Annotated in this window: 20 protein-coding genes; 7 read left to right on the top strand and 13 right to left on the bottom strand. The window is 63.2% G+C overall.

Annotated features, from left to right (window positions below; all coding sequences use genetic code 11):
* Positions 1–14 precede the first annotated feature (14 nt).
* The 13 genes from KCX70_RS00930 to KCX70_RS00870 all read right to left on the bottom strand — a co-directional run bounded on the left by KCX70_RS00930 (position 15) and on the right by KCX70_RS00870 (position 12,136).
* Positions 15–1,196 carry a flagellar hook-length control protein FliK gene (locus KCX70_RS00930; RefSeq protein ID WP_212619002.1) on the bottom strand — a complete coding sequence of 394 codons (1,182 nt, stop codon included), beginning with the start codon at positions 1,194–1,196 and terminating at the stop codon, positions 15–17.
* A complete protein-coding gene (locus KCX70_RS00925; protein WP_212619001.1) occupies positions 1,193–1,516 on the bottom strand; it encodes a hypothetical protein in 324 nt (107 codons plus the stop codon). The genes KCX70_RS00930 and KCX70_RS00925 overlap by 4 nt, the downstream gene beginning before the upstream one ends.
* Positions 1,500–1,898, bottom strand: coding sequence for a flagellar export chaperone FliS (gene fliS / locus KCX70_RS00920; protein WP_212619000.1), 399 nt, complete (start codon positions 1,896–1,898; stop codon positions 1,500–1,502). Before fliS ends, KCX70_RS00925 begins: the two co-directional genes overlap by 17 nt.
* Complete coding sequence (fliD, locus tag KCX70_RS00915; protein ID WP_212618999.1) at positions 1,895–3,202, bottom strand: flagellar filament capping protein FliD; 1,308 nt, start codon at positions 3,200–3,202, stop codon at positions 1,895–1,897. Before fliD ends, fliS begins: the two co-directional genes overlap by 4 nt.
* A 575-nt stretch (positions 3,203–3,777) precedes the next feature.
* Positions 3,778–4,218: a flagellar protein FlgN gene (gene flgN, locus KCX70_RS00910; protein WP_102846309.1), complete on the bottom strand. Its 441-nt coding sequence runs from the start codon at positions 4,216–4,218 to the stop codon at positions 3,778–3,780.
* Complete coding sequence (gene flgM / locus KCX70_RS00905; RefSeq protein WP_212618998.1) at positions 4,215–4,490, bottom strand: flagellar biosynthesis anti-sigma factor FlgM; 276 nt, start codon at positions 4,488–4,490, stop codon at positions 4,215–4,217. Before flgM ends, flgN begins: the two co-directional genes overlap by 4 nt.
* Before the next feature lie 715 nt (positions 4,491–5,205).
* Positions 5,206–5,631, bottom strand: coding sequence for a flagellar FliJ family protein (locus KCX70_RS00900; RefSeq protein WP_021209050.1), 426 nt, complete (start codon positions 5,629–5,631; stop codon positions 5,206–5,208).
* Entirely contained in the window at positions 5,628–6,959 is a 1,332-nt protein-coding gene (gene fliI / locus KCX70_RS00895) for a flagellar protein export ATPase FliI (protein ID WP_212618997.1), read from the bottom strand. Before fliI ends, KCX70_RS00900 begins: the two co-directional genes overlap by 4 nt.
* A 1-nt stretch (position 6,960) precedes the next feature.
* Positions 6,961–7,653: a flagellar assembly protein FliH gene (gene fliH, locus KCX70_RS00890; protein WP_212618996.1), complete on the bottom strand. Its 693-nt coding sequence runs from the start codon at positions 7,651–7,653 to the stop codon at positions 6,961–6,963.
* Between the two features lie 6 nt (positions 7,654–7,659).
* Entirely contained in the window at positions 7,660–8,727 is a 1,068-nt protein-coding gene (locus KCX70_RS00885; protein ID WP_102851808.1) for a FliG C-terminal domain-containing protein, read from the bottom strand.
* The gene (fliF, locus tag KCX70_RS00880) at positions 8,699–10,381 is read right to left on the bottom strand and encodes a flagellar basal-body MS-ring/collar protein FliF (RefSeq protein ID WP_212618995.1); all 1,683 of its coding nucleotides are present in this window, start codon (positions 10,379–10,381) and stop codon (positions 8,699–8,701) included. Before fliF ends, KCX70_RS00885 begins: the two co-directional genes overlap by 29 nt.
* A gap of 20 nt (positions 10,382–10,401) precedes the next feature.
* Positions 10,402–10,722 carry a flagellar hook-basal body complex protein FliE gene (gene fliE / locus KCX70_RS00875; RefSeq protein WP_021209055.1) on the bottom strand — a complete coding sequence of 107 codons (321 nt, stop codon included), beginning with the start codon at positions 10,720–10,722 and terminating at the stop codon, positions 10,402–10,404.
* A 28-nt stretch (positions 10,723–10,750) separates the two neighbouring features.
* Positions 10,751–12,136, bottom strand: a complete 1,386-nt coding sequence (locus tag KCX70_RS00870) for a sigma-54-dependent transcriptional regulator (protein WP_212620262.1) — start codon at positions 12,134–12,136, stop codon at positions 10,751–10,753.
* 436 nt (positions 12,137–12,572) lie between these two features.
* Here KCX70_RS00870 and KCX70_RS00865 point away from each other — a divergent pair, with 436 nt between their 5' ends.
* The 7 genes from KCX70_RS00865 to KCX70_RS00835 all read left to right on the top strand — a co-directional run bounded on the left by KCX70_RS00865 (position 12,573) and on the right by KCX70_RS00835 (position 19,879).
* Positions 12,573–13,412, top strand: a complete 840-nt coding sequence (locus tag KCX70_RS00865; protein WP_102851811.1) for a FliM/FliN family flagellar motor C-terminal domain-containing protein — start codon at positions 12,573–12,575, stop codon at positions 13,410–13,412.
* Positions 13,409–13,780: a flagellar motor switch protein FliN gene (gene fliN / locus KCX70_RS00860; protein ID WP_021209058.1), complete on the top strand. Its 372-nt coding sequence runs from the start codon at positions 13,409–13,411 to the stop codon at positions 13,778–13,780. Before KCX70_RS00865 ends, fliN begins: the two co-directional genes overlap by 4 nt.
* Complete coding sequence (gene fliP, locus KCX70_RS00855; protein ID WP_212618994.1) at positions 13,777–14,532, top strand: flagellar type III secretion system pore protein FliP; 756 nt, start codon at positions 13,777–13,779, stop codon at positions 14,530–14,532. Before fliN ends, fliP begins: the two co-directional genes overlap by 4 nt.
* 1,052 nt (positions 14,533–15,584) lie before the next feature.
* Positions 15,585–15,857 carry a flagellar biosynthetic protein FliQ gene (locus tag KCX70_RS00850; protein ID WP_019342009.1) on the top strand — a complete coding sequence of 91 codons (273 nt, stop codon included), beginning with the start codon at positions 15,585–15,587 and terminating at the stop codon, positions 15,855–15,857.
* Between the two features lie 20 nt (positions 15,858–15,877).
* Complete coding sequence (fliR, locus tag KCX70_RS00845) at positions 15,878–16,657, top strand: flagellar biosynthetic protein FliR (protein WP_212618993.1); 780 nt, start codon at positions 15,878–15,880, stop codon at positions 16,655–16,657.
* Positions 16,650–17,786 carry a flagellar biosynthesis protein FlhB gene (flhB, locus tag KCX70_RS00840; protein ID WP_212618992.1) on the top strand — a complete coding sequence of 379 codons (1,137 nt, stop codon included), beginning with the start codon at positions 16,650–16,652 and terminating at the stop codon, positions 17,784–17,786. Before fliR ends, flhB begins: the two co-directional genes overlap by 8 nt.
* A complete protein-coding gene (locus KCX70_RS00835; protein WP_212618991.1) occupies positions 17,783–19,879 on the top strand; it encodes a flagellar biosynthesis protein FlhA in 2,097 nt (698 codons plus the stop codon). Before flhB ends, KCX70_RS00835 begins: the two co-directional genes overlap by 4 nt.
* Positions 19,880–20,434 lie beyond the last annotated feature (555 nt).

The following is a 20,434-nucleotide window of genomic DNA, read 5'->3' as shown; positions in this document are numbered from 1 at the left end:
TAGGTTGGATCGGCTCAGACCGTTACCAGGACATCACGGGCACGGCCGCTTTCCCGCTCCGGCTCCTGCTCCTGCGGCCGGGCCGCCAGCGGCGCCTCGTCCCCAGCCAGCAGCGGGCGTTGGCGTGGCTGACCCTGCTGACCGCCGCCGTCGGCGCCGACCTGCACGTTGACCTGGACGAAATGCTGGCCCACCAGCTCCTGGCGCAGCCGATCACTGGTCTGCTGCAGCAGGCGCGCCACATCGGCGTTCGCGGCGGACAGGTGCACGTTGAGCCGGCCCGACTCGTGGCTGAGCAGGATTTCCATGCTGCCCAGCTCCGGCGGATCGAGGCGGATGGTGGCGTTCTGAAGCTTCTGCTGAATCTGCAGATCGACGTTCTCACGCAAGGCGTGGAGCATCTGCTCGCCCCATTTGGCTTCCGGTGCCTGGAGTTTCAGCGTGCGGTCAGCCGAGTGCAGCGGTGTGGCTTGTCCGCGCTCGACCGCAGCGGCCAACGGGTCGCCGGAATCCTGCGGCTCGGTGGTGTCCAGCAGCGGTTCCAGTGCGGCGGCCGACGTCGCCTCGAGCGGCGTGGCCATGACACCAGCCGGTTGCACGAGACCCATCTCGCCGGCGGGTTTGGACAGGGCTGCCGTCAACGGACTCGCCTCGACGGCGCCGCGCCGAGGCGCTGCCGCAATAGCGGTATTCAGCGGATCGGTCGCAGCGGTCACGGATGGCGCCTGGGATAGCTGTACCTGCTCCGCCATACCGGCGAACGGCTCCTCGCTTGCGGAGTTGCCGGCGTCCGGCAACGCCGGCGGTAGCTGGGCAGGCATGGCGTCCGCCTGTGCCGCATCGCGCGCCTGGATCTCGGCCAGTTGCTGGTCGATCATGCTCAGCAGCCATTGCTCCGGGGTCAGCTCCTGGGGTTTCTCGCTGCCCTGGCTGGAAGTTCCGCCAGCCTGCGCGACCCGGCCCTGCTCGGCCGCCACAACAGGCAACGCGCCCGGCAACGAGGCGGCAGGCACCGAGGGCAGATCATCATCTGCGGTTGCAGCCTGCCGCAGGCGCTCGCCGAAGGCACGCAAGGCATCGCCTGCCATCGCCCGGCCGGCAGTGGCCTGCCCGCCCTGACCCGCGCGCGCAGCCGCCGGCGATGCAGATTCGCCATTGGCCGCGGCGGCACGCGTGGCTGATATCGACTGGATCATCCCCTGTCTCCGGCTTGGAACATGTCAATGCGCTGATAGGCGGCACGCCCTTCGGCGTATTCGAGGTGGTTCAACAGCAACAGGCGCAAGCGCTCACATTCTTCTGCGCAGGCTTGCAGACCTTCGCCGTGGAGCTGCTTGAGACGGTCCCTGGCCGCGTGCGTCGACTCGTCCAGCTCAAGCCGCCCGGCCAGCGTCACCAGGCACTGGCGGATCGCCGCATCGACTGCGGCGACCGCCGTCCAGTCGCCACTCTGCAACGCCGCCTGCAAGTCGCCATGCAGCGCCATCAGGCGTTCGCTGTCACTTACGGGCGGCACTGACGCCCTCCCAGCCCTCACGGAGAATGCCGAGCAGGTTGATCACCTCGTCCAGCCCTTCGAGCGACAGCGAAACGCTGACGTCCGAGAGCCGATAGATGCAGTACTCGTAGAGACGCGACAAGCCTTGCACCACTTCGCCGCCGCCCTCTTCATCGAGCGCGCCGTTAAGGCCGTTGAGGATGTTCATGCACTTTTCCAGCGAAAGACCTTTCTGCTGGTAGCGCTTGTGCTCGATGTGGCCGCGGGCCCGCGCCAGCTCGTCCAGCAGGCCGTCCATCAGCACCAGCACCAGCTCATAGGGCGACGCGGAGGCGGCACGCGCTTCGAGGTCTACCGAGCGGTAGCTGTCGTAACTGTCGTTCGGGTGATAGCCGTTCATGAGAACAATCCGTTAGCTTGCGATGTGGTTGGCATCGAGAACATTCCGCTGGTCTGCTCCATGCTCTGCATGGTCTGCATCATGGTGGTGAACTGCCGCAGGTAGCGGCTGTAGTGGGTGTCGTACTGCTGCTGGAGGGTGTCGAACTGCTCGTCGATGCGGCGCAGGTTCATGTCCAGCGTGTCCATGCGGTTCTTCAGCAGGCCGTTGGTGCTGCTGGTGTAACTGCCGACGGTCTTGTCCATGCTGTCGAGCAGCTTGTCAGTGCCGGTAAACAGCTCCTCGAAGCCCGCTGGATCGTTGGCGACCGCGGCTTCGAAGCGCTTGGCATCGATCGTCAGCTTGCCGTTACGGTCGGCACTGATGCCGAAATCGATCAGGCTCTTGCCGCCGAAGTCGGCACGCAGCAGGCCATTCAGACGGCTCTCGATGGCGCGCACGCCGGAATCGCCGGCCAGGGCGCCGCGCTTGGCGCTGTCGCTGCCACTGGCGGTGAGCGAATCGAAACTGGTCATCAGGGCGTTGAAGGCGTCGATGAAGGTCTGCGCCTTGGCCTGGGTGTCGGCCTTGTCCTGGCCGACCGTGACGGTCAGCGGGGTGTCGCCCGCCGCATGGGTCTTGCTTACGGTCAGGCTGACGCCGTCGATGACGTCCGTGAAGGTGTTGCTGGCGCTGGTCAGCTCGATGCCGCCCGCGCCATAGCTGCCACCCAGACGGACCATGGCGTCCTGGGCAGTGGACAGCTCTGTCGTGGTGGCGGCTGCGTTGCCCGTCATGCTGTGGCTGAATGCGTTGGCAGCGCCGGTTTGCTCGCTGCTGACGACCAGGCTGACCGCGCCGTTGCTGCGTACCAGGGTCGCTTGCACACCGAGACCGGCGTCGTTGATGGCCGTGGCGGCATCGCCCAGCGTGGCGTACTGGCTCAGGTCGAAAGCCTGGGCGTTCAGCGTCAGGGTGCCGCTCAGGCTGCCGTCGACCAGGCCCTGTACCGCGACCTGCTGCTTACCGGCCAGCCGCTCGACGAAGAAGTCATAGGTGCCAGCCTTTGCCGTGGTGCCCACGGTAGCGGTGGCGTAGCCCTCCTGGCTGAAGGTCGCGCTGTTGGTCAGCATGCTCGACGTGCTGCTGTTGAGCTTGGTCATGGCTGACTTGAAGGTGCTCAGCGAGGTACGCAGCGAGCTCAACGCGTCGCGCTGGGCCTTGTAGCGAGCTTCGTTGCGGTTAAGCCGATCCAACGAAGACTGAACCTCGTAGGTCGCCAACTGCGTCGACATCTGCTTTACGTAATCGGAATTTATAGCCATCACCATCCCCTCTTGAATCAGATAGAGCAAGTTGGATGCCAGGTCTCGAATGCCCTGTTTACGGGCGTTTCAGCGCCGGCCATGCAGAAAAAAGGCTTCCGCTAAACGACACAACGAGGAAACGGGGAAGTACCGTTTCCGCTTCGAACGCTGGCGGAACATCTGTCTGTAAAGGCGACGTCAGAGGCGAGGTAGTTAAAGCGGTAGCGGAAGTGGATTAATTCATCCGCTTGCAGAGGTGCGAAATTGCCACGGTGCCGCTTTGCGGGCGGGCCGGGCTCGGAGCCAAGCACCCTGAGCGGTTGAGACAGCGGACGCCGATCAGCCGGCAAGTCAGCCCCTACCAACGGCAAGCGCTGTGCTTCGACTTTCGGGCCGAAGCCTGCTGGCTGTTTCTAGGTCGCGCACGCAAGACCGGCGCGGGGCGACGAGGTGCAGGATCGGCATCAGCCATTCGTAGTCGGCATGGCTTCTGCGAAGCGGCCAGCCTTGGCAGGGCGGAGATTAGAGAGGCTGTAAGCCCCGGCTCGCTGGCACTCCTCAAGCCAGAGAATTCGCGCGCCGGGTTATGTGGCTCAGTACGCCTGCGGTGAGTAGAGCCGGGCGTCCTGCCCACCGGCGAGCAGCTGCTGCAGGATGTCGTGATGCATGGCAAGCAGCTTGCCGTTGTGCTCGTTGAATTGCTGGCACTGCACGGCCAGATCGCCGACCTGCCGCCAATGCTGCTGAAGGGATTCGCCGCGCTCACCCGTGCAGCTGGCCAGCAGGCGACGCATGCCCACGCCGGAGGTTTCCAGCCGGAACGCCGCCAACACCTTGCTGCGGCGCTGGGCGCGCACGGCAATGGCTTCGACGCGGACGGTGATCTGCAGGTTGATGCGATCGATTTCCGGCACGTCCCGCTCGAGCAGACGCCCGTACAGCTCCTGCATCAGCTCGCGCAAGGCGAGGTAATCGCCGCAGTCCTGTTGCAGGTCGTCATCGACGACCGCCAGCAGCTTTTCACGCTGGCTCACGCATCGTTTCCACGGTGAAAGCTGAGCATGCTGCTGGCCAGATCACCCACGTCGGTGGAGATCTCGCCGCGCTGCAGCGCCTGCTTGATGGCCGCTACCCGATCCAGATCGACCTCGGGCATCGCGCGCAGGGCGTCGTGCATCTGCTCCAGCGGAAGGCTGCCGGCCTGGCGGGCGGCGGGCTGTGCGGTGGGACGAGCGGCGACCGGACGGGTCGCTCCCGGCTCGGCGGGCGTCGCGATGGCGGGCTTGAAGTGCCGGCTGATTTCCATGATGTCGTTCCAACTCGGTGGTTACCGCCAAACAAGCGACCGCTCAGGCGGAAACCTTAAATATTTTTTTGCCGGAGCGGACCGGCGGGGCGTTTTCAGCCGATCCTCCGATGCCTTACTCAAGCACACCCCCTCACCCCAGCCCTCTCCCCGCAAGCGGGGAGAGGGAGTTGGCCGTGCGGGTTTGAAGCCCTTGCGTGGCGACCATGACGTTCTGTTTCGAGCCTCGCCGCTTCAAGCACTCCATTCATTTCAATCCTCTCCCAGCAAGAGACGAGCAGGTCTGGCCGTAGGGGTTGCGGTATTCGCATGGCCGCTCCAAGACATGAGATGCCTTTGCGGGCCTTCTTCGGGCCCCGGGAGCCGGGCTCCCACCCGTCCATCACGCCATACACGCCCCCTCGCCCCTCTGGGGAGAGGGCTGGGGTGAGGGGGCGGAGCCAAGCAAACTCGGCGCCCAAGCACACCGCATAAAGCAAATCTAGTTACGCCACAACTGCGCTGCCAGGCCATCCTTGAACCTTCTGGTCCTGCGCCCTCACGAAGAGGGGGTCGGCCCTGCGAGCCGCTGCCGGCGTACCCGGATCCCCTTTGCTCAACCTTCGCCCGACCACTGCCACCAGCCTCCCACCCATCCATCACACGCCCCCTCGCCCCTCTGGGGAGAGGGCTGGGGTGAGGGGGCGGAGCCAAGCGAACTCGGAGCCCAACCCCATCAAGCAATCTGATTACGCCACCAGCTCTGCGCCGCCAGGCCATCCTGAATCTTCTGCTCCTGCGCCATCAGCAGTTGCTGCCACTGCTGCATCTTGGCCTCGATCACGTGCTCGACCACCTTCTCGCTGCGCATGGCCTGCAGCAGTTCCTGCTGGATCCGCACCAGCGCCTGTTCGGCCACCGCCAGTTCGCGGCGCTGCAATTCGACCATCTTGTACAGCGTGGCCTTGTAACGCTGTTGGTTGTCGCGCTGCAGCGGTGTGCTCATCGGCACGCTGAAACCGCATAGGCGGCTGAGGCCGGTGATGTTGTTGCGGTAGCGCTGGCAGAGGTTCTGCTGGTACTGAACCTGCCCGAGCATCTGCTTGACCCGGTTGCCGCGCAGGCTGGCCAGGCGCGTGAGCGTTTCGATCTGCTGTTTCATGGCTTCCTGATGATGCTCTGCAGGAGGGTGAGACTGGTTTCCAGCTCCGCCGCCTCGCCCACTTCCTGACGCAGGAAGCGTTCGATGGTGGGTGCCAGCTGCACGGCGCGGTCGGTCTTGATGTCCGCGCCGGGGCTGTAGCCGCCCAGCGGGATCAGCTCCTTGATCTTCTCGTAGGTGCTGTAGAACTCCTTGAGCTGGCGCGCCGCGCTCAGGTGCGGCGGCTGACCGACCTGGCTCATGCAGCGGCTGACCGAGGCGCAGATGTCGATGGCCGGGTAATGTCCGGCGTCAGCCAGTCGACGCGACAGCACAATGTGACCATCAAGAATCGCCCGGGCGCAGTCGACGATCGGGTCCTGCTGGTCATCGCCTTCGGCCAGTACCGTGTACAGCGCGCTGAGGCTGCCGTTGTCGTTGGCGCCATTGCCGGCGCTTTCCACCAGCTCCGGCAGCATGCCGAACACCGACGGCGGATAGCCCTTGGTTGCCGGCGGCTCGCCGAGCGCCAGGGCAATCTCGCGCTGGGCCATGGCGTAGCGGGTCAGCGAATCGACCAGCAACAACACATCGTTGCCCTGATCCCGAAAATAAGCAGCAATGCTGTGGCACAGCTCGGTGGCCTTGAGGCGCATCAGTGGCGATTCGTTGGCCGGCGCCACCACCACCACGGCCTTCTTCAGCCCCTCTTCGCCCAGCGAATGCAGCAGGAATTCCTGCACCTCGCGGCCGCGTTCGCCGATCAGGCCAACCACCACGACGTCCGCCTTGGTCTGCCGGGTAATCATCCCCAGCAGCACGCTCTTACCCACACCGGAACCGGCGAACAGGCCGACGCGCTGGCCCTTGCCGAGGGTGAGCATGGAGTTGATCGCCCGCACGCCGACGTCCAGCGGTTCGCTGACCGGCTTGCGCTTGAGCGGATTGACCGACGGCAGCTCGGTGGGCAGCGGATCGCGCCCGCTGAGCTTGCCCATTTCATCCAGCGGCTCGCCGAGGCCGTTGACCACACGCCCCAGCCAGGACTCGTCGATATGCAGCTTGGCGTCGTCCGGTGCGGGAAATACGCGCGAGCCGGCCGTCAGACCCACCGGCTTCTTGAAGGGCATCAGGTAGGTGATTTCGCGGTTGAAGCCGACCACCTGCGCTTCGAGCATGCTGCCGTCGCCCTGTTCGACGAAGCAGCGCTGGCCGGTCATGCGCTGACAGCCGAGGCTTTCCAGCAGCATGCCGGAGACGCGCACCAGCCGGCCGCTGACCTTCGCCAACTGCACCGTGTCCAGCGAACGCAACGCCTCATCGAGCCGGAAGCTCTCGCGCAGGGACATCTCAGGCTTCCGCCTTGATGTGTTCTGCCAGGGTGTCCATGCATGAATCCAGGCGCTGCTGGCAGCCGATATCGGCTTCGGCCTGCGCCGTCACCACGCGGCACTCGCCGAGTGCCAGCTTCTCGTCCGGCACCAGGCGCCAGGCCGCCGCACGCTCGGGCGCCAGCTCCTTGATCCGGGTGCATTCCTCGGGGTTGAGCAGAATGCGCACGTCCTCCTGGTCACCCGGCATAGCCGCCAGCGCTTCCTCGGCCAGGGTCAGCAACTGCGTCGGGTGCAGGGTCAGTTCGCAGCGGATGACCTGCTTGGACACCTTCTGCACCAGCTCCAACAACTGTTCGCGGCGCGCCTGCTCGAATTCCTGCCGGAAGCGCTCGAAGCGCTCGACCAGCTCATCCATCGGTCGGGCCGCCTCGTCGAAGGCGCGACGACCCGCGACACGGCCCTCTTCGCGCCCGATCGCCTTGCCGTCCTCGACACCGCGCTCGAGCCCTTCGCGATGCCCGGCCTCGCGCCCCTGCTCCAGGCCTTGCTCGTAACCCTTGTCGATGCCTTCCTGAAAGCCATCGGCGACCGCGCGCTGCAGAGCTGCCGGATCGCCAGCCATGCTGTCAGCGGCTGCGCTGCGCACGCGAGGCGGGAAGCGGAACGGACGCCAGGCGCGACCTTCGCCCTTGATGATCTTGATGCTCATCGGCGCTTACTCGACGGTCTGTTCGCGGAACAGTTGAATCTGCAGGTCGCCATCGGCAGACATCTCGCGGACCACCGCCATGATGTCCTTGCGCACCTGCTCCACCCGCGACAGCGGCACCGGGCCCTGGCGACGGTTGATCGATTCCATCTGCTGCGCCTGGCGCTTGGGCAGCGCCGCCTGGATCGCCTTGACCAGTGCTGGTTCGGCGCCCTTGAGCGCAACCACCCACTCGTCCAGCGGAATCACTTCCAGCAGGGTCTGCAACACATCCGGGTTCTGCCGCGAGAGGATGAAGAAGTCATACATTTCATCCTCGATCTTCTCGACCAGCTCTTCATTGTGGGCACGCAACAGCTCGAACATCTGGTCACGATTGCCCTTGAAGCGGTTCATGATGTCGGCCGCCTGCTTCACGCCGCGCACCTGCGAGCCTTGCGTAGAGAGCACCTGCAGGCTGCGATCGATGAGTTGCTCGAGCTCGGCGATTACATCGCTGTTGACCTCGTTGAGGTTGGCGATGCGGTAGAGCAGCTCGTCCTGACGCTCGGCAGGCATGCATTCGAGCACATCGGTGGCCATGCCCGGCGGCAGGAAGGCGAGGAACACCGCCTGCATCTGCGCGTGTTCCTTGGCGATCAGCGCGGCGAACTGCTTGGGATCGAGCCATTCCATCTTCGCCATCTTGGCGCGGATTTCCTCACCGTAGATGGAGTCGAGCAGCGAGCGGGTGATGTCGCCGCCCAGCGCCTTGCCGAGCATTCCGGCGAGGTAGGTGCGCGAGGCGCCCTTGATGCTGCTCTGCTCCTTGTAGTCGTCGAAGAAGCGGCTGATCACGTCGGACACCATCGGCTGCTTGACGTTGGACAGACGCGCCATCGCCTGGCTGATGCTGATGATCTCTTCGCGGGTGAAGTTGCGCAGGATGCCAGCCGAAATGTCATCGCCCATGCTCAGCATGAGGATGGCCGCCTGGTCCAGCGAGCTCACCGAGCGCAGGTGCACCGGGCGCGCCTTGATTTCCTTGCTCGAGCCGGTCGCCGGCTCAGCTGGCTGGGTTGAGGTCTCTTTCATTGCGGCCTATCCAATGCTTGATGACTTCCGAAACGCGTTCCGGGTCGTTCTTGGCGAGCATCTGGAGATGCTCGATCTGCAATTCCAGCCCCGATCCGGGCGCCGGCAGGCGGATTTCCGAGAGCGGGTTGAGTTCGCCGAAGATGCTCGCCCCATCGGCCGCTGCCGGACGCGGGCTGGCCAATGCAGCGCGGCTTTCGGCCTCGATCGGCAGCGGCCCCGACGCGCCCGCCAGGGTGCCTTCCAGTGCCACCGGATCGGCCTCGGCTGGCGCGTTGCGCTGGGTCAGGCTGCGCACGGCAGGACGTACCACGATCAGCAACAGCAGCAGCGCGATCAGGCCGGCGACGCCCAACTTGGCCAGGTCATGCACCTGGCTGTTTTCCCACCAGGGCACTTCGTCAACGGTGGTGTCCACACTGGCGAAGGGCAGCACGCTCAAGGTCAACAAGTCGCCACGCGCCTGCTTGAAGCCGACCGCGCTGCGCACCATGGCCTCGAGTTCGGCCCGCGCCTCGTCGCTCCAGCCACCTTCCGGCGCGGCGGCGGCATTGAGCACCACCGCGACGCTCTGCTGGCGCAGGGTGAAACCGGCGTGCTTCACGTGTATCACGCTCTGGTCGTAATCCAGCTGACGGGTGGACTCCTCACGCAGGGAGGTCGCGCCCTTGGTTTCGCCCTTGGCCGGCTTGGGTTCCTCGCCTTCCTTCGGCGGGGCGACGGGCCGGTTGGCCAGCGAGCCGGGCACGCCGAGCGCCAGCTGATCCAGCGCACTTTCGTTGCTCAGCACTTCGCGACGCAGACGCGGGGTTTCGCCATAGGACTGCAGCGTCTCTTCCTTCTGGCTGAAATCGATATCGGCCGCGACGCTGATGCGGTAGTTGCCGCTGCCCAGCACTGGCGCCAGCACTTCTTCAATGTTGGCTACGGCCTTCTGCTGGTAATCCTCGACGGCCCCCCAGTTCTGCGCCGGGCCACCGCCGACATTCAAGCCGCGCGACAGCAGCGCGCCGTATTGATCGACTACGCCGACATCTTCTGGCTTGAGATTGGGCACGCTGCCGGCCACCAGGTTGACGATCGCACCGACCTGGTCGGCGCCCAGCTTGTAGCCAGGCTCGAGCTGCAACATCACCGAGGCCTTGGTCGGTGCGCGCTTGCTGACCACGAAGGAGCTATTCTCCTCCTGCGCCAGGTGCACGCGGGCATGCTGAATGCCCTTGAGGGACATCACGGTGCGCGCCAGCTCGCCTTCCAGGCTGCGCTTGAGCCGCACGTCCTGAACGAACTGGCTGGTGCCCAGCGGCTCTTCCTTGTCGAACAGCTCATAACCCGCCGGCATCGACACCTTCACGCCCTTGGCGGCAAGCAGCATACGGGCGCGGGACAGTTGGTCTTCGCGCACCAGAATCTGTCCACTCTGCGGATGGATGCGATATTGCACGGCCTCGGCATCGAGCACCTGCATCACCTCGGCGGCCGGAAAGGCTTCGCCGGCACCGTGCAGCGGGCGGAACGAGCCGTTGTCGCGCCACAGGTAAAAGGCCACGGCGACAGCCAGTGCGGCGGCGATTACCGCCATCCCGGCCAGGGTTACCCGTGGGTCCAGTTGCAGCCCGCCGGCAGGCAGCTTGCTCTTCAGTTTCTCAAGCACGGCTCAGCTCTCACGCCGCGTCAAAGCGGCATTCTCATGACGTCGTCGAACGCCGTGGTCAGTTTGTTGCGCACCTGCAGCAACGCGGAAAACGACACGCTGGCCTTCTGGCTGTCGAGCATGGCGCCCACCAGATCGTCGCTCTTGCCGCTGTCCACCGCCGCCATGGCCGTGCTGGCCTGGTGCTGCTGTGCATCGACCGAGCGCATCGCTGCCATGAACAACCCGCCCGCGTCGGGCGCCGCCTGCTCAGCTGGCTTGATCGCCGCGCTGGAGGCGACGTCCTGGAGCTGCTGCATCCGGCCCAGCAGCTCCTGCTGCACCTGCGTGATGGAACTCATCGCTGGCTCTCCCCTTGGCTGGTAAAAATCAGAAATTCAGCTCGATGCCCTGCTCGCGCATGGCATTGAGGCGGTAGCGCAAGGCGCGCGAGGTCATGCCGAGGCTGGCAGCGGCCTTGGTCTTGTGCCCGTCGAACTTGCGAATAGTGTCGATCACGTGCTGGTACTCGGCCCACTTGCCGCTGGCACGCAGGGCAGCCTTGCCGGTCTCGACCGTGGGCAGCGGCAGCCGCTCGCTGCGCACTTCGGCTTGCGAAGGGGCGGCCAGCCCAAGGTCCTGCGGCTGGATGAACAGGCCATTGCGCAACACCAGCGCGCGCTGCACGGTATTTTCCAGCTCACGGGCGTTGCCCGGCCAATCGTGCTGCAGCAGGGCGCGGCAGGCCTCGCTGGTGAACAATTCTTCGTCGGCTTCCTGCGGCGCGTACTTGGCCACGAAACGGCGAGCCAGCGGCAGGACGTCTTCCTTGCGCTCACGCAGCGGGCTGATGTGCAGCGGCAGCACATCGAGGCGGAACATCAGGTCGGCGCGGAAGCGCCCTTCGGCGACTTCTACCTGCAGGTCGCGGTTGGTGGCGGCGATGATCCGCACGTTGAGCTCGATTTCCTTGCGCCCGCCGAGGCGCTCGACGCGCTGCTCCTGCAGCACGCGCAGCAGCTTGGCCTGCAGTCCCAGCGGCAACTCGCCGATTTCATCGAGCAGCAGGGTGCCGCCGTTGGCCAGCTCGAACTTGCCCGGCTGCGCCGCCACCGCACCGGTAAAGGCGCCCTTCTCGTGACCGAACAGGATCGATTCGAGCATCTGCTCGGGAATCGCCGCGCAGTTCACCGCGATAAAAGGCGCCTCGGCGCTGGCCGAGAAGCGATGGATATAACGCGCCATCAACTCCTTGCCGGTGCCGGTTTCACCGGTGATCAGGATCGGCGCCCGGGTCAGCGATACCCGCTGCGCCATCGCCAGCAGGCGGCGGCCAGCCTGGGAACAGGAGACGAAACTCTCCTGCGCGGCATCGGCGAATTCCTGGCGACGCAACAGCGCACTTAACTGAGTTTCGCTGAATGGCGACAAGAGGTAATCGACACAACCCAGCTCGAGTAAGGCGGCGGCTTTTTCCTGGTCGGCGTATTGCACGACCGGAATAACACTGATGGAGCGACCGCGACGAATCAGCGAATCGACCTGCGTATATAAGGCTGACTGTTGCATGCCGCTGATGACATAAAAAATCAGCGATGTGCCCTTCAGGGCGGCGTTATCCAGATCATTCACATCGGCATATGAAAAGACCGCACAACCTGCCTTGCGCAGACCTGCTTCCAGGAACTCGCAACCCGCTTCGGCAGGATTACCCAGGATAAGAATTTTCTTGCGCGCCGGCGCTGGAGCGAACCGCTCTTCGCACGAGTAGTTCATTGCATGACTGACACTGTTCAATGTGACCACCTTGGCGTCGTTACGCCTGTTGCTCGAGCACAACGCCGGATTCGCTGAAAAAAATATTTAAGCCTTGTGGAACTTTCGTCGCCCTGCCTGTCCAACTAGCCGAACGAGACAGGTAACTTCGACCGACCGCTCCGAAACAATTGCGCGCACGCTAACAAGCCCGCCCGGAACCGCCCAATCAGTTCCGCTAAAATTAAATCAATTGCTCACAGCTGATCTCAAAAAAGATCAATTGATACCTATTGATTTAATCCTTTCTCGCGCCCAAGCCTAGACTGGCGGCACGCTAGAGCCGTGCCTGCCATCCTGGGTATGGCACCCCCTCCCTGGCCAAACATCCTTCTGCTTAATACCCGCGCGACCGGCTTCGCCAGCCGCGCAAGAACCAGGAAATACCGTTCACAACATGTCTGGCAATTCAAAAGTCCACCATGGCGTGCCCGCCCAAAGCCTGACTGTATTGAAACCGCAGAAGCTTGGCCGGCATCACCACAAGATTCCCCAGTTCATCAAGGAAACCACCAACAAGAACCCGCGCTTGATGGGGGATTACTTCCTGCGCAACTACCGGATTAGCCTTGAATTGAGCAAGGTCGAAGTGCAGGAAGCGGAAAAACAGGGGCCGGACTGCATCTACCGTTCGCCCATGGGTAAAGTTGGATTCGCAATCGATCGCGCCCTATTGACCGAAGCACTCGAGTGTTACTACGGCGGCACTATCGTGCCCAATCAGGACACGCCGCCGCTGAGCACTTCCGAACAACGGATGCGTAATCGCCTGGGCCTGGACCTGAGCTATATCTTCGCTCGCTCTTTGCTATCCGGTGGCACATTCGGTGAACTTGAGCGCTACGAAAATGATTACGAAGAGACCACTTGGGAATATGTGGCCGAGTTCGAATACATCAGCCATCTCACCCATAGCCGCTCGTCGATATTCATTTATCTGGATGCCGAACTGGTCGATGAACTCACCATGCGCCTGGCCGGCCCGTTACCGGAACGCCTGAGCGGCAACCCGCTCGACCATATTCAGCATCTGCCGGTACGCCTCGACTGCGTGGTCGCCTCGGTGCAGATGCCGCTGTCGCAAGTGCTTGCCCTGCAGCTCAACGACATTCTCATGGTGCGCCCGCTGGATCGCTACGAGGTGCGCATCAACCAGCAGAAGCTCTTTCGGGGGACTGTCTTCGAAGAAGACGGCGCCTTGTTCCTCACTTCACTTGAAAGCGTGAAATCCCAATGACCGGTCAACTGTCCGACAACGAATTCGAGAACCTCATCAACGAGGGCGACCTGAGCCTCGATGGCGCCGAAGACGCGGCACCCGCGGCCGCACCCAAGCCTCAGGCACCGCGCCAGGACCTGAGCTTCTTCGGCAAGATTCCGGTCAACGTCACGCTGGAAGTGGCTTCCGCCGAAATCTCGCTGAAAGAACTGATGGAGTGCGACACCAGCAGCGTCATCGTCCTCGACAAGGTGGCCGGCGAGCCGCTGGACGTGAAGGTCAACGGCACCCTGTTCGCCAAGGCGGAAGTGGTGGTGATGAATGGCAGCTACGGCCTGCGCATCGTCGAACTGTCCGGCGTCGGCCTGGATGCTCTGACGCAATGAAACTGCGCCACGGGCTGTTACTGCTGTGCCTGTTGCTGATCAGTCTGTTCCCGTTGGTGGCCCAGGCGGCCGGCGGCGAGATCACGCTGTTCAATCTGAACGATACCGAGAACGGCCAGGAATTCAGCGTCAAGCTGCAGATCCTGATCATCATGACGCTGCTCGGCTTCCTGCCGGCGATGCTGATGATGATGACCTGCTTTACCCGCTTCATCATCGTGCTGGCCATCCTCCGTCAGGCCATCGGCCTGCAGCAGAGCCCGCCGAACCAGGTGCTGATCGGCATCGCGTTGATCGTCACCCTGCTGGTGATGCGCCCGGTGTGGCAGGAAATCCACAGCCATGCATTCGAGCCGTTCCAGAACGACGAGATCAGCCTGGAGCAGGCGCTGGACATTTCGAAAACCAGCCTCTCGGGTTTCATGCTGGCGCAGACCAACAAGACGTCGCTGGAAACCATGGTCTCGCTGGCTGGTGAGGAAGTGCCCGAGAACCTCGATGAGTTGGACTTCTCGCTGCTGCTGCCGGCGTTCTTGCTGAGCGAGCTGAAGACGGCGTTTCAGCTGGGCTTCATGATCTTCGTGCCGTTTCTGGTGATCGACCTGGTGGTCGCCAGCGTGCTGATGGCGATGGGCATGATGATGCTCTCGCCGATGATGATTTCGCTGCCGTTCAAGCTGATGGTGTTTGTGTTGGTGGATGGGTGGGCGTTGTTGATGGGGACCCTGACCACCAGTATTCAGCCGTTTTAGGTGATGGGGATGGATGCGGTTGCCGTGCGGTGGGGTTTGGAGAGCGGGGAGGCAGTGCACTCCTGTGGGATCGGCCTTGGCCGCGAAGCTGTTGGGCTTGGGCTTCCTTGCCTAGGGCCCGTTGGCGGAGTTGGCCGACGCAATGGTTTCGCCCTGCTGGGCGAGTCCCTTTTGGCAGTTGCCCCAAAAGGAACCAAAAAGTCTTGCCCCTACATCCGGGTCTCGCTGCGCTCGACTTCCCTCATTCCATCGCTGCTCCGAGGGTCGCCGCGCAAGGGCCATCCATGGCCCTTCACGGCTCTCGCGGCATCCATGCCGCTCGCCCCTCTACGCAGCGATTCCATTCGGCCTTCTGAAAGGGGCGTTCGGCGGCGTCTGGTAGGTCGTGCAATGGAAAAGCACAAAGCCGCTTCGAACCAAGGTGAATTGACCAGTGGCTGTGGGCGATTCGTAGGGTGGAAAACTGCGAAGCATTTTCCATCGCAATCGACTCTGCAATCGGTATCGAACTTCGCCGACAAAAATCGGTGGGTAAGCTTCGCGTTACCCACCCTACGATCTGAGAGAGGTGCTGGGAGGCTTCTGGCAGCTCGCTCGCCAGCAAACAAGCGAAGCGCGCTTGTTTCGCTGTTTACGATCTTTAAGGCAACTCGGACTAGATCCCCCTTCAGGAGGCCGAACGTAGGCGCTGCGCAGGGGGACGCGAGGCATGGATGCCGAGCGAGGAGTGATGGGACATGGATGTCCCTTCGTGAGGGGGCGCCTAGTCCGATCCCCCGGAGCAGCGCCGGAGGGAGGGAAGTTTTGCGAAGCAAAACCCGGATGCAGGGGTGGCCTTCTTTTTGGTTACTTTTTCTTGGCCACACAAGAAAAAGTGACTCGCCCAGCAGGGCGAAACCAATGCCTCAGCCAACCCTGCCAACGGCTGTAACCGCGCGGACCCAGAGCCCAAAAGCTTCGCGGTCAAGACCGCTCCCACAAACAGCACAACCAAAGCTGCCGCTCGCCACTCGGCCAAGCAGCGCACAAGCCCTCACCTCCCAGGTGCCCCAATGCTGACCCCCGACACCGCCGTCAACATCGTCTCCAACGCCATCCACGTCATCGTGCTGGTGGTCTGCGTGCTGGTGGTGCCGAGCCTGCTCGGCGGCTTGCTGATCAGCATTTTCCAGGCCGCTACCCAGATCAACGAACAGATGCTGAGCTTCCTCCCCCGCCTGCTGATCACCCTCGGCATGCTGGTGTTCGCCGGACACTGGATCCTGCGCACCTTCAGCGATCTGTTCATCGAAACCTTCACCCAAGCCGGGCGGCTGGTCGGTTAGCCGTGGGCAATGAACCCATCATGCAGGTCGGCCAATACCTGCAATCGTTGCTGGGCTACTGGTGGCCGTTCTGCCGGATCATGGCCGTGTTCAGCCTGGCGCCGATGTTCAGCCACAAGTCGCTGAGCGTGCGGGTGCGCGTGCTGCTGGCGATCGCGCTGACCGTGGTGCTCACCGCCGCGCTACCGGCGACCGTGCCCATCGACCCGCTGTCGATGAAGGGCATCCTCACGGCGTTTGAACAGATCGCCATGGGCCTGCTGCTGGGCGTGGCGCTGATGCTGGTGTTCACCGTGTTCACCCTGATCGGTGACATCGTCTCCACCCAGCTCGGCCTGTCCATGGCGGTCTTCAACGACCCCATGAACGGCGTGTCCTCGGCCTCGATCGTCTACCAGCTGTACTTCATCCTGCTGGCGCTGCTGTTCTTCGCCACCGACGGCCACCTGGTGATCGTCACCATCATCTACCAGAGCTTCATCTTCTGGCCGATCGGCAGCGGCATTCACTTCGACGGCCTGCAAACCATCGCGTTGTCGCTGAGTTGGGTGATTTCCGCGGCCCTGCTGATCGCCCTGCCCATCGTCTTCTGCATGACGCTGGTGCAGTTCTGCTTTGGCCTGCTCAACCGCATTTCGCCGGCGATGAACCTGTTCTCGCTGGGCTTTCCAATGGCGATCATCGCCGGGCTGACGCTGATCTACCTGACGCTGCCGAACCTGTCGGAAGCCTACCTGCACCTGACCCGCGAGTTGCTCGGCAACATCGGTGAGATCTTGCGGAGCGGCCGCAATGTCTGAGAACAGCACCCAAGACAAGACAGAAGAGGCCTCCGAGCAGAAACTCAAGAAGAGTCGCGACGATGGCCAGGTCACCCGTTCCAAGGACGTCGCCACCACCGTCTCGTTGCTGGCGACGCTGCTGGTGTTGAAGTTCAGCCTTGGTTTCTTTTTCGATGGCCTGCAGCAGGCGTTCAGCTACTCGTACATCAACTTTCATCACAGCGAGATGACGCTCGATGATCTGCAGCTGATCCTCACCCACAACCTGCTGGTGTTCATCAGCGTGCTGCTGCCGTTGCTGGTGACGCCGATCCTGGTCATTGCTTTCGCCCTGGTGCCGGGCGGCTGGGTGTTCGCGTCGAAGAACTTCGCCCCCAAGTTCAGCAAACTCAACCCGATTACTGGCCTGGGGCGGATGATTGGGGCGCAGAACTGGACCGAGTTGTTCAAGTCGCTGCTAAAGATCACCGCCTTGCTCGGCGTCGCCGTTGGCCAGCTCTATTACGCCGCGCCCAAGTTGATCGCTTTGCAGCGCACTGACATCAGCAACGCCATCGGCAGTGCCTTTTCGCTGACCTTCGATCTGGCGATCGCGCTGCTGACGGTGTTCCTGCTGTTCTCGCTGATCGATATCCCGCTGCAGCGCTTCTTCTTCCTGAAGAAAATGCGCATGACCAAGCAGGAGCGCAAGGAAGAACACAAGAACCAGGAAGGCCGGCCCGAGGTGAAGGCGCGGATCAAGCAGTTGCAGCGCCAGCTGGCCCAGCGGCAGATCAGCCGGGTGATCAAGGACGCCGATGTGGTGATCGTCAACCCGACGCATTACGCCGTGGCGCTCAAGTACGACCCCAAGAAGGCCGAAACACCCTTCGTCATCGCCCGCGGCGTCGATGAAACCGCGCTGTACATCCGCAAGCTGGCTCAGGCCAACAACCTGGAAGTGGTCGAGCTGCCGCCGCTGGCGCGGGCGATCTACTTCAGCACCCAGGTCAACCAGCAGATTCCGGCGCCGCTCTACACCGCGGTGGCCCACGTACTTACTTACATCCTCCAGCTCAAAGCCTGGAAACAGGGCCGCCGGGCCAAGCCCAGGCTGGCCAGCGACATTCATATTCCCGAAGAACTGTTCAACCGAGCGCGATCATGAGCCTGATTCAGAAACTGACCCCGACCTTCAGCAGCGGTCGGATTGGGATCCCGCTGATCATCCTGTCGATCCTGGCGATGATCATCCTGCCGCTGCCGCCGCAGCTGCTGGACGTGCTGTTCACCTTCAACATCGCGATGTCGATCCTGGTGCTGCTGGTCAGCGTGTCATCGAAAAGTCCGCTGGATTTCTCGCTGTTCCCGACAGTGATCCTGATCACCACGCTGATGCGCCTGACGCTCAACGTCGCGTCTACGCGCGTGGTGCTGCTCGAAGGTCATACCGGCACGGGCGCGGCGGGCAAGGTGATCGAAGCCTTTGGTGAGGTGGTCATCGGCGGCAACTTCATCGTCGGTCTGGTGGTGTTCATCATCCTGATGATCATCAACTTCATCGTCATCACCAAGGGTGGCGAGCGGATCTCGGAAGTCACCGCGCGCTTCACCCTGGACGCCCTGCCGGGCAAGCAGATGGCCATCGACGCCGACCTCAACGCCGGCCTGGTGACCAACGAAGAAGCCAAGGCGCGCCGTCAGGAAGTGGCCAAGGAAGCCGACTTCTACGGCGCGATGGATGGTGCCTCGAAGTTCGTTCGCGGCGATGCGGTCGCCGGCATCCTGATCCTCTTGATCAACCTGTTCGGTGGTTTCGCCATCGGCGTGTTCGTCCATGGCCTGGCGGCCGGCGAAGCCTTCAAGCAGTACGCCCTGCTAACCATCGGTGACGGCCTGGTGGCGCAGATCCCGGCGCTGCTGCTGTCCACCGCTGCGGCAATCATCGTCACCCGGATCAACGAGTCCAGCGACATCACCAGCCAGGTCCAGCGCCAGCTGCTGGCCAACCCAGCCTCGCTGTATACCGTGGCCGGCATCCTCTTCGTGCTCGGCCTGGTGCCGGGCATGCCGCATCTGGCGTTCATCGGTTTTGCTGCGCTGATCGGTTTCATCGGCTGGCGGGTGTCGCTGCACGAGCCGCCGGCCGCTGGCGCCGATCTCAAGGACATCCAGGCCATCGGCCAGGCGATGGACAAGGAAAAGGCGCAGACGCTGGCCTGGGAAGACATCCCGCTGGTCGAGCGACTGTCGATTTCGCTGGGCTACAAGCTGGTCGGGCTGGTCAACGAAGCCTCCGGCGCGCCACTGCCGGCGCGGGTGCGCGGGGTGCGGCAGACGCTGTCCGAGCACCTGGGCTTCCTGCTGCCGGAAGTGCAGATTCGCGACAGCTTGCGGCTCAAGGCTTCGCAATACGACATCTACATCAATGGCGAGAAGATCGACGGCGCCGAGCTGCACGCCGACCGCCTGATGGCCATTCCGTCGCCGGAACTCTACGGCGAGATCGACGGCATCCTCGGCACCGATCCGGCCTACCGCATGCAGGTGGTCTGGATTCAGCCGTCGGACAAATCCCGCGCGCTGAACCTCGGTTATCAGGTCATCGACTGTGCCAGCGTGGTCGCCACGCACCTGAACAAGGTGGTGCGCGAGCATTTGCCGGACCTGTTCAAGCACGACGACGTCGAGCACCTGATGCAGCGCCTGACGCTGCAGGCTCCGAGGCTCGCCGAAAGCCTCAAGGGCGCGCTGACCTACACCCAGCAGATGCGCGTCTACCGGCAGCTGTTGCTGGAAGAGGTGCCGCTGCGCGACATCGAAACCATCGCCAGCACCCTGCTCGAATGCAGCGAAACCACCAAGGACCCGGTGCTGCTGGCCGCCGACGTGCGCTATGCCCTGCGCCGCAGCATCGTCTCGATGATTGCAGGAGACCGTCGTGAACTGGCGGTGTTCGTGCTGGAAAATGCGCTGGAAAACACGCTGCTCAATGCCCTGGCGATCGCCCAGCAGGCTGGTCAGGTGAGCCTGGACAACATTCCGGTGGAGCCGAGCCTGCTCAACCAGCTGCAGAACAGCATGCCGGTGGTAAAGGAAAAGCTGCGCAAGGACGGCCACCCGCCGATCCTCACCGTGATGCCACAGCTGCGCCCGCTGCTGTCGCGCTACGCACGGGTGTTCAGCCCGGGGTTGCACGTGCTGTCGCAGAACGAAATTCCGGATCGCGTCGGGGTAAATATCCTCGGGACGCTGGGTTAATCAGTCGGGGCCTCTCGATTGAACGAGGGCTGCGCGTTCCGCCGCTCGGCTTCATGTAGAGCGGCCTCTGGTCGCGATCCAAGGGCACCTGCATGGCTGTGGTCCGGCGTGGCTTTGGATCGCAAGCAGAGCTTGCTCCTACATGAAGCGGGCGTGGTGTGTCTGTTGGCTCAGGTGCCGCTTTTTGTAGGAGCGGCCTCTGGTCGCGACCCAAGGGCACCTGCGTGGCTGTGGTCCTGCATGGCTTTGGGTCGCAAGCAGAGCTTGCTCCTACATGAAGCGTGCGTGGTGTGTCTGTTGGCTCAGGTGCCGCTTTTTGTAGGAGCGGCCTCTGGTCGCGACCCAGGGGCGAGCGCATGGCTGTGGTCCGGCGTGGCTTTGGATCGCAAGCAGAGCTTGCTCCTACATGAAGCGGGCGTGGCGTGTCTGTTGGCTCAGGTGCCGCTTTTTGTAGGAGCGGCCTCTGGTCGCGACCCAAGGGCACCTGCGTGGCTGTGGTCCTGCATGGCTTTGGGTCGCAAGCAGAGCTTGCTCCTACACAGGCAGCGCGTGGTG

Origin of the sequence: Stutzerimonas stutzeri, from assembly GCF_018138085.1 — a bacterium.
Classification (GTDB): Bacteria; Pseudomonadota; Gammaproteobacteria; order Pseudomonadales; family Pseudomonadaceae; genus Stutzerimonas; species Stutzerimonas stutzeri_AI.
This window is presented reverse-complemented; position numbering and strand designations above follow the sequence as displayed.